The 11,041-nt window shown below is 69.9% G+C and carries 9 protein-coding genes and 8 pseudogenes; 2 read left to right on the top strand and 15 right to left on the bottom strand.

Annotated features, from left to right (window positions below; translation table 11 throughout):
- The first annotated feature begins 419 nt into the window (after window positions 1-419).
- The gene (locus FF86_RS19280; protein ID WP_236706400.1) at window positions 420-671 is read left to right on the top strand and encodes a hypothetical protein; all 252 of its coding nucleotides are present in this window, start codon (window positions 420-422) and stop codon (window positions 669-671) included.
- Complete coding sequence (locus FF86_RS19275; RefSeq protein ID WP_313949835.1) at window positions 641-946, top strand: type II toxin-antitoxin system PemK/MazF family toxin; 306 nt, start codon at window positions 641-643, stop codon at window positions 944-946. The genes FF86_RS19280 and FF86_RS19275 overlap by 31 nt, the downstream gene beginning before the upstream one ends.
- A 175-nt stretch (window positions 947-1,121) precedes the next feature.
- Here the strand turns inward: FF86_RS19275 and FF86_RS19270 are convergent, their stop codons facing one another.
- The 15 genes and pseudogenes from FF86_RS19270 to FF86_RS52360 form a co-directional block, all read right to left on the bottom strand.
- Window positions 1,122-1,379 (bottom strand): F0F1 ATP synthase subunit epsilon, encoded by a 258-nt coding sequence (locus FF86_RS19270; RefSeq protein ID WP_044885390.1) that lies wholly within the window; start codon window positions 1,377-1,379, stop codon window positions 1,122-1,124.
- Window positions 1,379-1,916: pseudogene (locus tag FF86_RS52410) on the bottom strand (F0F1 ATP synthase subunit beta); the annotation flags it as partial. The gene FF86_RS19270 and the pseudogene FF86_RS52410, both read right to left, overlap by 1 nt.
- Before the next feature lies 1 nt (window position 1,917).
- Window positions 1,918-2,007 (bottom strand): annotated as a pseudogene (locus FF86_RS52405) (hypothetical protein); the annotation flags it as partial.
- 41 nt (window positions 2,008-2,048) lie between these two features.
- Window positions 2,049-2,132 (bottom strand): annotated as a pseudogene (locus tag FF86_RS52395) (hypothetical protein); the annotation flags it as partial.
- A gap of 1 nt (window position 2,133) precedes the next feature.
- Window positions 2,134-2,818 (bottom strand): annotated as a pseudogene (locus tag FF86_RS52390) (F0F1 ATP synthase subunit beta); the annotation flags it as partial.
- 331 nt (window positions 2,819-3,149) lie between these two features.
- Window positions 3,150-4,046, bottom strand: a complete 897-nt coding sequence (locus FF86_RS19260) for a F0F1 ATP synthase subunit gamma (RefSeq protein WP_044885388.1) — start codon at window positions 4,044-4,046, stop codon at window positions 3,150-3,152.
- Window positions 4,047-4,049: 3 nt separating this feature from the next.
- Window positions 4,050-5,708 (bottom strand): F0F1 ATP synthase subunit alpha, encoded by a 1,659-nt coding sequence (gene atpA / locus FF86_RS19255; RefSeq protein ID WP_044885387.1) that lies wholly within the window; start codon window positions 5,706-5,708, stop codon window positions 4,050-4,052.
- Window positions 5,709-5,783: 75 nt separating this feature from the next.
- Window positions 5,784-6,130, bottom strand: a pseudogene (locus FF86_RS52385) (F0F1 ATP synthase subunit delta); the annotation flags it as partial.
- A 1-nt stretch (window position 6,131) separates the two neighbouring features.
- Window positions 6,132-6,599: pseudogene (locus tag FF86_RS52380) on the bottom strand (F0F1 ATP synthase subunit delta); the annotation flags it as partial.
- Between the two features lie 20 nt (window positions 6,600-6,619).
- Window positions 6,620-7,213, bottom strand: a complete 594-nt coding sequence (locus tag FF86_RS19245; protein WP_044885385.1) for a F0F1 ATP synthase subunit B — start codon at window positions 7,211-7,213, stop codon at window positions 6,620-6,622.
- A 15-nt stretch (window positions 7,214-7,228) separates the two neighbouring features.
- A complete protein-coding gene (locus tag FF86_RS19240; protein WP_009742208.1) occupies window positions 7,229-7,471 on the bottom strand; it encodes an ATP synthase subunit C in 243 nt (80 codons plus the stop codon).
- A gap of 65 nt (window positions 7,472-7,536) precedes the next feature.
- Window positions 7,537-8,406: a F0F1 ATP synthase subunit A gene (gene atpB, locus FF86_RS19235; protein ID WP_011606996.1), complete on the bottom strand. Its 870-nt coding sequence runs from the start codon at window positions 8,404-8,406 to the stop codon at window positions 7,537-7,539.
- A 1,065-nt stretch (window positions 8,407-9,471) separates the two neighbouring features.
- Window positions 9,472-9,909, bottom strand: coding sequence for a hypothetical protein (locus FF86_RS19230; RefSeq protein WP_044885384.1), 438 nt, complete (start codon window positions 9,907-9,909; stop codon window positions 9,472-9,474).
- Window positions 9,906-10,478 (bottom strand): annotated as a pseudogene (locus tag FF86_RS52375) (MraY family glycosyltransferase); the annotation flags it as partial. The pseudogene FF86_RS52375 and the gene FF86_RS19230, both read right to left, overlap by 4 nt.
- Window positions 10,479-10,532: 54 nt before the next feature.
- Window positions 10,533-11,012: pseudogene (locus FF86_RS52360) on the bottom strand (undecaprenyl/decaprenyl-phosphate alpha-N-acetylglucosaminyl 1-phosphate transferase); the annotation flags it as partial.
- Between the last annotated feature and the right edge of the window lie 29 nt (window positions 11,013-11,041).

Genomic DNA, 11,041 nt, shown 5'->3' with positions numbered 1-11,041 from the left:
CTTGAAACGCGGCGGACGAGCCAACCCCGAATAGCAGCGTTTCCACGCGGTCTGATACTGCTTCAACACCTGCTGGCCTGCCTGCGCAGGCAGCACGGAAAGCCACTCGAAGCCTTCCGGTAGATTCTTCCGCGCTTCCCGCATCTGCCGATCAACCTCGGCCACGGCGAGCATGGGACGGCGATGCTCGCGGCACGTCGTGTGCCATTCGTGTAGCAGATTCCACAACCCCCGCGCCGCATGACCCTGCCCGTCCAGTTTCCCTGCCTGACCCGAATCCGGGTACAGACGGGCGACGTGAACCGACCGGGGCATGGNTGTAATTCTACCCGAATACACGGCGATTCACCTCCCGACTAAAGGCGGAAGCCCTCTCACCGAAGCTTGGTAGACTGGCGATCATGAGTACAACGGTGCGCGTGAGCGAGAGGACGCGGCAGCGGGTCGCGGCCTTGGCGGCGTCCACCAACCAGCAGATGCAGACCATCATCGACGAGGCCGTCGAGGCCTACGAGCGCGAGCTGTTCTGGCGCGGCTTCGAGCAGGGCTACGAGCAGCTCGCCGACGATCCGGACGGCTGGGACGCCATTGAGGCCGAGCGGTCGGCCGAGTCGCCGGCCCTGCGGGACGGGCTGGAGCGATCTCACCTCGCCGCAGCGAGGTATGGATAGTTGACTTCGGCGAGCCGATCGGCCACGAACAGGGGCTGCGCCGGCCAGTGATGGTCGTGTCCGCGGATCGGCTCAACCGCAGCCGCGCGGGCCTGTCCATCGTTGTCCCCGTCACCAGGACCCGGCGGGGTCTGCCCTCCCACGTCGAGCTCGCGCCCGGCGGCACGGGACTGCACCAGACGAGCTTTGCCAAGGTCGAGGACGTCAAGTCGGTGTCGCAGCAGCGGTTCACCCGCCGCCTCGGGGTCGTGGGCCCGACCACCTGCTCCGGATGACCGAGGCGCTGAAGTTCCTGCTGGACATGTGACCGCGACGGGCCCACGGAGCCCGCGAACGCAGATCCCGGGAACGAGCGAGGGCGCGTCCCCCCGCAGGGAACGCGCCCGTGACTGCCTCGGTCGGCCCGGCCAGGCCAGGTCTGTTCGGGGGCCCGGCGGGGCCCCGCAAAGCTCAGCTCAGCGTGGCCGTCTCGGCCAGAATGCTGACGCCCTGGTGGGTGACGGAGATGAAGCCGCCGTCGACCTGCGCCGAGATCTCCCGGCCGCCGGTCTTGACCCGCACCGTGCCGCCCGGGACCAGCACCCCGAGCAGCGGCACGTGGCCGGGCAGGACGCCGAGATCACCTTCGGTGGTCCGGGCGACGACCATGTCGGCGTCGCCGGACCACACCTCCTGCTCGGGCGAGACGATCGCCACCCGGATCGGCATTACAGGTTCTCCGCGTTCTTCTCCGCGTCCTCGATGCCACCGCACATGAAGAACGCCTGCTCGGGCAGGTGGTCGTAGTCGCCCTGGGAGAGCCGCTTGAACGAGTCGATGGTCTCGTCGAGCGGGACGAACTTGCCGGGAATGTTGGTGAACTGCTCCGCGACGAAGAACGGCTGCGACAGGAACCGCTGGATCCGCCGGGCCCGGTTGACGAGGATCTTGTCCTCTTCGGAGAGCTCGTCGATGCCGAGGATGGCGATGATGTCCTGCAGGTCCTTGTAACGCTGCAGGATCCGCTGCACCTCGCGGGCCGTGTCGTAGTGCTCCTGGCCCAGGTAGCGGGCGTCGAGGATCCGGGAGTTCGAGTCGAGCGGGCTCACCGCCGGGTAGATGCCCAGGTCGGAGATGGACCGGTCGAGCACCGTCTGGGCGTCGAGGTGGGTGAACGTCGTCGCCGGCGCCGGGTCGGTCAGGTCGTCCGCGGGCACGTAGATGGCCTGCAGCGAGGTGATCGAGTGGCCGCGGGTCGAGGTGATGNGCTCCTGGAGCACACCCATCTCGTCAGCGAGCGTCGGCTGGTACCCCACGGCGGACGGCATCCGGCCGAGCAGGGTGGAAACCTCGGAGCNGGCCTGGGTGAACCGGAAGATGTTGTCGATGAACAGCAGNACGTCCTGCTTCTGGACGTCCCGGAAGTACTCGGCCATGGTCAGCGCGCCCAGCGCCACCCGCAGCCGGGTGCCGGGCGGCTCGNCCATCTGGCCGAACACCAGCGCGGTGTCCTCGATGACGCCGGCCTCGGTCATCTCCAGGAACAGGTCGTTGCCCTCACGGGTGCGCTCGCCGACTCCGGCGAACACCGACACGCCACCGAACTCCTTGGCGACGCGGCGGATCATCTCCTGGATGATGACGGTCTTGCCGACGCCGGCACCGCCGAACAGGCCGATCTTCCCGCCACGCACGTACGGGGCGAGGAGGTCGATGACCTTGATGCCGGTGGTGAACATCTCGGTCTTGGACTCGAGCTGGTCGAACGCCGGCGCCTGCCGGTGGATCGACCACCGCGTCTCGGCGTCGACCTTCTCGACGTCGAGCGGGGTGCCGAGCACGTTGAACACGTGGCCCTTGGTCGCGTCGCCGACGGGCACGGAGATCGGGGCGCCGGTGTCCCGCACGGCGGCGCCGCGGACCAGACCGTCGGTCTGCTGCATGGAGATGGCGCGCACCGTGTTGTCGCCGATGTGCTGGGCGACCTCCAGCGTCAGCGTCAGCGTCTCGCCGCCGATCGTGCGGTCGACCTCGAGGGCCTGGTAGATCTCGGGAAGCTCGTCCGGCGCGAACTCCACGTCGACGACCGGTCCGATGACTCGGGCGACCCGGCCGATCCCCGGGGTCCGGCCCTCCGCCGTGGCCGGCGAGCTGGTGGTGACGGTCATGGCGTCCTCAGTTTCCCTCATTGCCCGTCGCCGCAGCCTCGGGCTAGCCGTTCTCTGGCACCTCCGGCGCCGCCGGCATGGTGGGCGCGTCCCCGCCCGCCGTCCGTCGGCGCCGTACTTCTACGTTGTGGTCAGTCGGTGTCGTCTCGCCCGGGCACTCGAGGTGAGGTGGGTGCTCGTCCCCCGAAGGTGTCTCACCTCGACGATGCGCCCTCCCGCGTGAGGACGCCCCACCCTTCGGTGATGCCCCACGCACCAGTGTCACCCAATGTGTCCGGCGACGCGACGACATGGCGGATGTCCTCGCCGAATCGTGCGCCGCCGGTCCACGTCAGGAGGCCGAAGCCAGGGCGTTGGCGCCGCCGACGATCTCGGAGATCTCCTGGGTGATCGCGTCCTGCCGGGCCCGGTTGGCCTGCCGGGAGTAGCTGCGGATGAGGTCCTCGGCGTTGTCGGTCGCGGACTTCATCGCCCGCTGCCGCGCCGCCGACTCCGACGCCGCCGACTCGAGCATCGCCGCGTACAGGCGGCTCTCGACGTACCGGGGCAGCAGCGCGTCGAGGACCGCCTCCGCGGACGGCTCGAACTCGTACTGGGGCAGCGGACCGCCGGCCGGTGGCTCATCGGTCTCGGTCAGCACCATCGGCAGCAGCCGGCGCGCGACCGGGTTCTGCGCGATGGCGGAGACGTACTCGGTGTGGACGACGTGGATCTCGTCGACCCCACCGTCCTCGGGGGCGGCGACGAACGAGGCGATCAGCGCGTCCGCGACCGACTTGGCGTCGGCGTAGGACGGCTGCTCGGAGAAGCCGGTGTACTCGCCGCTCATCGCCCGGCCACGGAAGCGGTAGTAGCCCACTCCCTTGCGGCCGATGACGTGCAGCTCCGGCTCCTTGCCCTCCAGGCGCAACAGCTCGATGAGCTCGTTGGTGCGCCGCAGCGCGTTCGAGCTGTAGCCGCCGGCCAGCCCACGGTCACTGGTGATCACCACGACCGCGGCCCGGGCGGGCTGGGGTCGCTCGGTGGTCAGCGGGTGGCTGATCGTCGTCTGCGACGCCACCGCCTCGATCACCCGGGTGATCTCCTCGGCGTAGGGGCGGGCCGCGGCGACCCGTGCCCGGGCCTTGGCGATCCGGGAGGCCGCGATCAGCTCCATCGCCCTGGTGATCTTCTTCGTCGACTGCACCGAGCGGATGCGCCGCCGGTACTCGCGAAGCTGCCCCGCCACGGATCAGCCCTCGTCGTTGGCGCGTGCCGGAGCCCGGTGAACCGGGATGGACTCCTGACGGACCGCACCGGGGTCGAGCGGGCTGGCGGCGGGCTCGTTGACCAGCGGCTTCCCGTCGGACAGCGTGAACTGGTTCTTGAACGCGGCGATCGCCGAGTTCAGCTCCTGGATCGTGTCGTCGCCGAGCTTGCCGGAGCCGAGGATGGCGTCGTAGATCCCACGGTGGGACCGGCCCACGTAGTCCAGGAACTCCGTCTCGAACCGCCGGACGTCGGCCACCGGCACGTCGTCGACCTTGCCGGTGGTGCCGGCCCAGATCGACACGACCTGCCGCTCGATCGGGTACGGCTGGTTCTGCGGCTGCTTGAGCAGCTCGACGAGGCGCGCGCCCCGGGCGAGCTGGTCACGCGAGGCCTTGTCCAGGTCCGAGCCGAACGCGGAGAACGCCTCCAGCTCGCGGTACTGGGCGAGGTCCAGGCGCAGCCGGCCGGCGACGGACTTCATCGCCTTGGTCTGCGCGCTGCCGCCGACGCGGGACACCGAGGTGCCGACGTTGATGGCGGGGCGGACGCCCTGGTTGAACAGGTCCGACTCCAGGAAGATCTGGCCGTCGGTGATCGAGATGACGTTCGTCGGGATGTAGGCCGAGATGTCGCTGGCCTTCGTCTCGATGATCGGCAGCCCGGTCAGCGACCCGCCGCCGAGCTCGTCGGAGAGCTTCGCGCAGCGCTCCAGCAGGCGGGAGTGCAAGTAGAACACGTCGCCGGGGTACGCCTCGCGGCCCGGCGGGCGGCGCAGCAGCAGCGAGATCGCCCGGTACGCCTCGGCCTGCTTGGACAGGTCATCGAAGACGATCAGCGCGTGCTGGCCGTTGTACATCCAGTGCTGGGCGATCGCGGAACCCGCGTACGGCGCGATGTACTTGAAGCCGGCCGGCTCGTCGGCGGGGGCGGCGACCACCGTGGTGTAGGCCAGCGCGCCGGCCTCCTCCAGGGTGTTCACCACCTCGCGGATGGTCGACTTCTTCTGGCCGATCGCCACGTAGACGCACTTGACCTGCTTCGACGGATCGCCGGAGGCCCAGTTGTCCCGCTGGTTGATGATCGTGTCGATGGCCACCGTCGTCTTGCCGGTCTGCCGGTCACCGATGATGAGCTGGCGCTGGCCGCGGCCGATGGCGGTCATGGCGTCGATCGCCTTGATGCCCGTCTGCAGCGGCTCCTTGACCGGCTGGCGCTGGACGACCGTCGGCGCCTGCAGTTCGAGGGCCCGGGAGCCCTCGGCCTGGATCTCGCCGAGGCCGTCGATCGGCCGGCCGAGCGGGTCGACGACCCGCCCGAGGAAGCCGTCACCGACGGGGACAGCGAGGATCTCGCCGGTGCGGCGGACCTCCTGCCCCTCCTCGATGTGCTCGGCCTCGCCCAGGATGACGGTGCCGATCTCGCCGATCTCGAGGTTCAGCGCGAGGCCCAGCACGCCGCCGGAGAACTCCAGCAGCTCGTTGGTCATCGTGTGCGGGAGACCCTCGACCCGGGCGATGCCGTCACCGGTGACGACGACCCGGCCGACCTCCTCCCGGCCGGCGGAGGTGGCCTGGAAGGAGTCGACGTACTCCCGTAGGGCGTCGCGGATCTCCTCCGGCCGGATGGAGAGCTCAGTCATCGCTTACGTCCTTCGTCGTTCATCGCTGGCAGGGCAGGTCGCCTGGGCGCCGCCATGGTCATGACCGCCACCCGGCTATCGAAGCAGCGCCCGGCGCGCGGCGGCCAGGCGGCGTAGCACGCTGCCGTCGACCACCTCGTCGCCGACCTTCACCACGATCCCGCCGAGGAGCTCGGGATCGAGATCGACCTGAAGTTGGATCTGGCGGCCGAAGTACCGGCTGATCGCCGCGCCCAGGCGGGCGATGACCTCGTCGGTCAACGGCACCGCCGTGCGCACGATCGCGACGACCCGACCCCGGCGGGCCGCGGCGATCCGGCTGAAGTCGGCCAGGCGACGCTCGACGTCACCGTGGATCCGGTCGGCCGCGGCCTGCTGGGCCAACCGCAGGGTGACCGGGTGGGCCCGACCGGACAGCAGCCNGGCCAGCAGCGCGTTCTTCACCGACGCCGGCGCGGCCGGGTCGGTCAGCGCCAGGGCGAGCTGCGGGTGCTGGCCGAGGATCCGGGCGAACCGGAACAGCTCGTCCTCGACCTCCTCCAGCGCGCCGTCCCGCTCCGCCTCGACCAGCAGGGCCTCGACGCTCAGTTCAAGCAGCGCGTACTGCAGGTCGACCGGCCGGGACCAGCGCGCCGAGACCGCGGTCTGCACGATCCGCAGGCTCACCGCGTCGAGCTGGCGGCCGAGCAGCCTGGCCGCGAGCTCGGTGCGCGCCGTCGGGGGCGCTCCCGGGTCGGTCAGCGCGCGGCGCACGGTCGGCTCCCGATGGAGCAGGTCGGCGACGGCCCGCAGATCGTCGGCGACCCGACTGGCATCCACCGAGGTGACGGTGGCGCCCGGCGGCGTCGCCGTGGCCTCGTCGAGGGTCGCCCGCGCGGTGGCGAGCCCGTGNCTGCTGGCTCCCTCCACCGTCAGCCTCCCGACCCCACCGGCGCGGGAGTGCTGCCCGCACCCTCGGCCGAGTTGTCCAGGGCGGCGATGAAGTCGTCGACGAGCCGGGCCTGGGTGGCGGTGCTCTCCACCTGGTAGCCGACGATCTTCGACGCGAGATCGATCGCGATCACGCCGACCTCCCGACGGACCTGGGCCACGATCTGCGCCCGGTCGGCCGCGAGCTGAGCGTCGGCGCGCTCCTTGATGTCGGCGATCTCCCGCTGCGCGGACGCGCGGAGCTCCTCGACGATCTGCCGGCCCTCGGTGTGCGCATCGTCCCGGATGCGCGCGGCCTCGGCCCGGGCCTCGGTGAGCTGCGCCCGGTACTGCTCCAGCAACGCCTGCGCCTCGCGCTGCGCGGACTCGGCGCGGGCGATCCCGCCCTCGATGCGCTCGGTGCGCAGCGCGTAGGTCTTCGCGATCTGCGGGCGGATCTTCCAGAAGAAGAAGGCCACCAGCAGCCCGAAGGCCAGGGTGCCGATGAGCAGTTCGCTCAGCGGCGGGATGAGAACGTTCTCGTCGGAGTGCCCGCTCTCGCTCGCGGCGAGAAGGATGGCGGCTGATGCGCTCATGGTCGCGTCGCCGGTTTACGGGAAGACGAAGGGAACGACGAAGCCGATAAGCGCGAGCGCCTCGGCGAGGGCGAAGCCGATCAGCATGTACCGGAAGGCGACCTGCTCCGCCTCGGGCTGCCGGGCGATCGCCTGGACGCCGAGACCGAAGATGAGACCGATACCGATACCCGGGCCGATGGCGGCCAGACCGTAGGCCACGGCGCCGAGGCTCCCGGTCACGGCGTCCTTGGAGGCGAGAACGATCGAGGGGTCCATTACGGTGCTTTTCCTATTCAGTCGGGCACCGGGACTCGGCCGGTGCTGGGGGGAGTTGTTCAGAACTAGGCGTGCGCCGCTGCCGGCACGCCCACCGGGGCGTGCTCGGCGAGTTCCTCGGACGGAGCAACCTCGTGCTCTCCGTGCGCCATCGCTCCGCCGATGTAGGCGGCGGTGAGGATGGTGATGATGTACGCCTGGAGGGCATCGATGACGAGCTCGAACGCCGTGAGGACGATCGCCACGAGCAGGGACGCGACGCCGAATACGAAGGGCGGCTTGGGCAGCAGGTAGTCCGCGCCCAGCGAGAAGACCAGCAGCAGGAGGTGACCGGCGAACATGTTCGCGAACAGTCGGATGGCCAGCGTGAACGGCCGGACGATCAGTGTCGACAGGATCTCGATCGGGCCCAGCAGCAGGCGGATCGCCAGCGGCGCGGTGGGCGCCGGGTCGATCATCTCTTTGAAGTACGCGCCGGCGCCGTTGGACTTGATGCCCGCGTAGATGAACATCACCCAGGTGACGACGGCGAGGACCATCGGGACCGCGATGCGCGAGGTCGCCGGGAACTGGGCCGCCGGGATGATCGCGAGGACGTTGCTGACCAGCACGAAGCTGAACAGGACCAGCAGGTAGGGCGTGTAGCGCGCGCCCTTCTCCCCGATGACCCCGCGAGCGATCTGCAGATCGACGAAGTCGTATGCGGACTCGCACAGGTTCTGGATCCCGCGAGGTATGATTTTAGCTCGACGGAAACCCAGCCAGAAGATCACGCCGACGAACAGCGCGGCGAAGATCGTGAGCGCGGTGGCCTTGTTGAGGTAGAGATTGACCGAGCCGATCCCGACATCGAACCAGTGCGGAGTCTGGAAGACCTCCTTCGTGGGGCCTTCGAAGCCCTCATCAGCGAGGACCGGCACGACAAACACCTCCATGATCGATTAAGTAACGCGTCCACGGCTCAGCGAGGTTGCCGTGCCGGCGGCAGATTGCCCCCACCCTACCGGGTTCGCACGACACGCTCACACCGAAGAACGACCCGCAGCCAACCGGCGGCAGCGCTTCGAGGGACACCTCGACAAGCCCAGGCCCTGGTGGGTGTCGGCAGGCCGACGTNCTGTTGCCCGCGATACTATCCACACCGGCGCGCCACAGGCACCAACTCGCTTCGAGGTTCACCCTGGCTCATGTGCGCGTTGTCCGGAGGTTTCGCTCCGTTGATGACGATTCCACATTGCGTGACCACCTCATGACGTCCAGTTCGCGCTGACGCCCGCCCGCGGGCCGTCGCTCGGCATGGTGCCGGGACGTGCACGGGTTGCGGTCATCTCGCCACTCCCTCCCGGCGGTCCGCCGCTTGCGCCCACTCTTGCCTATTTCGCCCGCGACGTCGATGACCTGGCAGGTCATGGTTGCGCCGGTGGGACCGGTGCGCGGTCGCCGCGAGTTTTCCCGATGACCGGTGAGATCGCGGCGAATCGGACCGGCCGCACCCATGGAACAGCCGGGAATGGTCGGATAGACAGGTCCACGGGCGCGAACGCCCCGGTCCATTCGGAACGGGACGGCCGGGACCATCGGGATGCAACGAACGGGACGACCGGAACGTCCCCACCAACTCCAGCAAAAAGGGGCGAACGGCCCCCGACCAACCGGNTAGCGCTGAGTCAGCCGGTAGATGACCAGGTACATGGCGGCCCCCATGCCGACCGCGAGGCCGATGGGCAGGAACAGCGCCCGAAAGCCGAACAGCCGGTCGGCACCAAAGCCCACCAGTCCCCAGAACGCCATCCCGGCGATCAGAGTTCCGAAGACGTTCCACGCCTCGCCGGGATGCTGCCCGCCCCGGGCGCGCTGCCGGGGCGGACGACCGGACGCGCGCGGGGCACCGGCACTTTCGGGTGGCCCACCCTCGGGCCCGCCCCGCCGTGCGCCGCCGCTGGCGGCCCCGGGGTTCCGGTCGCTTCCGGGGTTCCGGTCGCTCCGGTCGCTCCGGTCGCTCATCGCGTCGGCGGCCGCCGCGCGGCGTCCCAGGCGCCGGGGCGATCCGGGTCGAAAAAGGGCACCCGGGTGTGGGTCGCGACCCAGAGTTCGGCGCCCATCCAGGCGAAGACGCCGCCGAAGATCGACCAGGCGAAGGACGGCAGGTCGAGCGCCGAGCTGTCCTGGAGCCCCAGCAGCACCACCCCGAGCACCGCGATCTTCAGCGCGTAGGTGCCGAGGGCCGCCGGCAGCAGCAGGTGCGGCGCCCGGCGCGCGACCGCGCCCACCGCCAGCTTGCTGATGGTGAAGAACGCGACGACGATCACGAGCCCCAGCACCACGCTCAGCGCGCCGGTCCCCCCGCGCAGCCCCGCGGAGATCGCCACGGCGGGCACTGCGAGCGCGAGAGTGAGCAGCAGGCCGAGTCGGATCACCCGGGCCGCCGGCACGATCACGCGCGTGCCGACTTCTGCGTGCGGACCAGCAGCGCGAGCAGCGCCGCGAGCCCGACCCCGACGGTGGCGACGAGAATCGGCAGGGGGGAGGCGGAGAACGACGCGGCGACACCGCCGAACCCGACCAGAGCCGCCCAGAAATACATGAACAGAACCGCCCTCACGTGCGAATTGCCGATCTCCAGCATCCGGTGGTGGAGATGCATCTTGTCGGCCGCGAACGGCGACCGTCCCGCCCGCGTCCGCCGGATGACCGCCAGCCCGAGGTCGAGGAAGGGAACAGCGAGGACGGCCACGGGAATCGCCAGCGGGATCAGCGACGGATACGACCGCGAGGGTCCAGCGTAACCCCCGTAGGCGACCTGCCCGGTAACGGAGATCATCGAGGCGGCGGACAGCAGGCCGATCAGCATGGAGCCGGAGTCGCCCATGAACAGCCGGGCCGGATTGAAGTTGTGCGGCAGGAACCCGACGCACACCCCGGCGGTGACCGCGGCGAGCAGGGCCGCGGGCGATGCCCGGTAGAAGCCGTCGATCACCGCGATCTCGTAGGCGAAGTAGAAGGTCGCNAGCGACGCGATCNCCGCGACCCCGGCGGCGAGCCCGTCGAGCCCGTCGATGANGTTCATCGCGTTGATCAGCAGGACGGTGGCGAGGATCGACAGCGGGACGGCGGTCTCCGGCCCGAGGCTCAGCGTGGTCTCGCTGTTGCGGTCGATGGCGAACGACCACTGGACGCCGAGCAGCACCATGATGCCGGCGGCGGCGACCTGGCCGGCGAGCTTGGTCAGGGAGTCCAGCTCCCACCGGTCGTCGGCGACCCCGAGCAGGCAGATCAGCGTGCCGGCGATGAGCACCGCCCGCGTCTCCGACCAGTCCTGGGACACCACCGACAGGAACGGCAGCCGGTCGGCCACCTCCAGGCCGGCATAGAGACCGGCGAGCATCGCCAGGCCGCCGAGTCGGGGCGTCGGGATCGCGTGGACGTCGCGGTCGCGCACCCCGGCGACGGCGCCGATGCGCATGGCGAAGGTCCGGGCCAGCGGCGTGGCGAGGAATGTCACCGCCGCCGAGACCACGAAGACGAGCAGGTACTCGCGCACCGTCGGGTATCTCCCACTGCCGACCCGGA

Source organism: Frankia sp. CpI1-P (assembly GCF_001421075.1).
GTDB lineage: Bacteria > Actinomycetota > Actinomycetes > Frankiales > Frankiaceae > Frankia > Frankia torreyi.
The sequence above is the reverse complement of the archived record's forward strand: the minus strand, read 5'-3'. Positions and strand labels throughout refer to the sequence as shown.

Bases quoted from the DNA above. Each gene is read 5' to 3' on its own strand.
- atpA (WP_044885387.1), bottom strand. From the start codon at position 5,708: ATGACTGAGCTCTCCATCCGGCCGGAGGAGATCCGCGACGCCCTACGG.
- atpB (WP_011606996.1), bottom strand. From the start codon at position 8,406: ATGGAGGTGTTTGTCGTGCCGGTCCTCGCTGATGAGGGCTTCGAAGGC.
- FF86_RS19270 (WP_044885390.1), bottom strand. From the start codon at position 1,379: ATGCCGATCCGGGTGGCGATCGTCTCGCCCGAGCAGGAGGTGTGGTCC.
- FF86_RS19240 (WP_009742208.1), bottom strand. From the start codon at position 7,471: ATGGACCCCTCGATCGTTCTCGCCTCCAAGGACGCCGTGACCGGGAGC.
- FF86_RS19245 (WP_044885385.1), bottom strand. From the start codon at position 7,213: ATGAGCGCATCAGCCGCCATCCTTCTCGCCGCGAGCGAGAGCGGGCAC.